Source organism: Sinosporangium siamense (genome assembly GCF_016863435.1).
Taxonomy (GTDB): domain Bacteria; phylum Actinomycetota; class Actinomycetes; order Streptosporangiales; family Streptosporangiaceae; genus Sinosporangium; species Sinosporangium siamense.
Genome location: NZ_BOOW01000075.1, coordinates 1 through 1,325 on the forward strand (window position 1 = coordinate 1; position 1,325 = coordinate 1,325).

1 protein-coding gene is annotated in these 1,325 nt (G+C 68.0%); it reads left to right on the forward strand.

Features of this window, described 5'->3' with window-relative positions:
• The first annotated feature begins 255 nt into the window (after window positions 1-255).
• Window positions 256-1,308, forward strand: coding sequence for an IS110 family RNA-guided transposase (locus tag Ssi02_RS38425; RefSeq protein ID WP_204034442.1), 1,053 nt, complete (start codon window positions 256-258; stop codon window positions 1,306-1,308).
• Window positions 1,309-1,325 lie beyond the last annotated feature (17 nt).

Consider the following 1,325-nt stretch of genomic DNA (forward strand, 5'->3'; position numbering starts at 1 on the left):
CTGACAGAGATGATGTAGGTGAGCACCTCCCGCCGGGGTCTGACCCACCTACTGACTGACTTCGGGTCTTCAACAGGATCTGTCGGCTTCGGCGCGGAGGTGCTCATGCGCACGCATCGGACACGGCGTTTGTGACCTTATAGGAGCCTGGCCAGAGGCCCCTTCTCTGTCTTGTCCGCCCGCCTGACGGTGCGCGCCGCCCTGCCCCTCGGTCAAGACGACAGGACGACGATGCCCTCCATTACACCCCATGACATGCCGGACTTCTTCGAGATCGCCGGTGGAGTGGACACCCACGCCGACACCCACACAGCCGCAGTCATCGACCTGGTGGGGCGGGTGCTGGGCACCGAGACCTTCCCCGCCGACAAGGCCGGCTACACAGCCCTGCTCGGCTGGATGCGCTCGTTCGGCCGACTGGGCCCGGTAGGAGTCGAGGGCACCGGCGTCTACGGAGCGGGACTGGCCCGGCTGCTGCACGACCAGGGCATCGGGATGGTCGAGGTCGACCGGCCGGACCGCAAGTCCCGCCGCTTCCAGGGCAAATCCGATCCGATCGACGCCGTCGCCGCCGCCAGGACCGCCCTGGCAGGCGAGCGGGTCGGCGTTCCCAAGCAGCGCGACGGCCGTATCGAGGCGCTGCGCAACCTGCGGGTCGCCCGACGCAGCGCCGTCGACCAGCGTGCCGACACCCAGCGCCAGATCAAGTCTTTGATCGTCACCGCCCCAGACGGGCTGCGCCGGCAACTGCGCGGCCTGCCGCTCAAAAAGCTCATCGGCACCTGCGCCACACTGCGCCGCGACCACGCCGACGCCGCACGGCCCTCCACCGCTGCAAAGATCGCCCTGCGCTCCCTCGCACGCCGCCACCAGCAGCTCACCATTGAGATCGCCGACCTGGACGAGCTCCTGGAACCCCTGGTCACCGCCATCAATCCCGCCCTCGTCGCGGTCCACGGCGTGGGCACCGACACCGCCGGGCAGCTCCTGGTCACCGCCGGGCAGAACCATGACCGGCTCACCGGCGAGGCGGCCTTCGCCATGCTCTGCGGCGTCGCCCCCATCCCCGCCTCCAGCGGCAAAACCAGCCGCCACCGCCTCAACCGCGGCGGCGACCGGCAGGCCAACGCCGCCCTCTACCGCATCGCCCTCGTCCGCCTGCGCTGGGACATCCGCACCCGCGCTTACATGGAACGACGCACCAAAGACGGTCTCTCCAAGAAAGAGATCATCCGCTGCCTCAAACGCTACATCGCACGCGAGCTCTATCACATCATCACAAGTAAGGATCATGAGCTCGCCGCTTGACATCAATAGGAGCATCC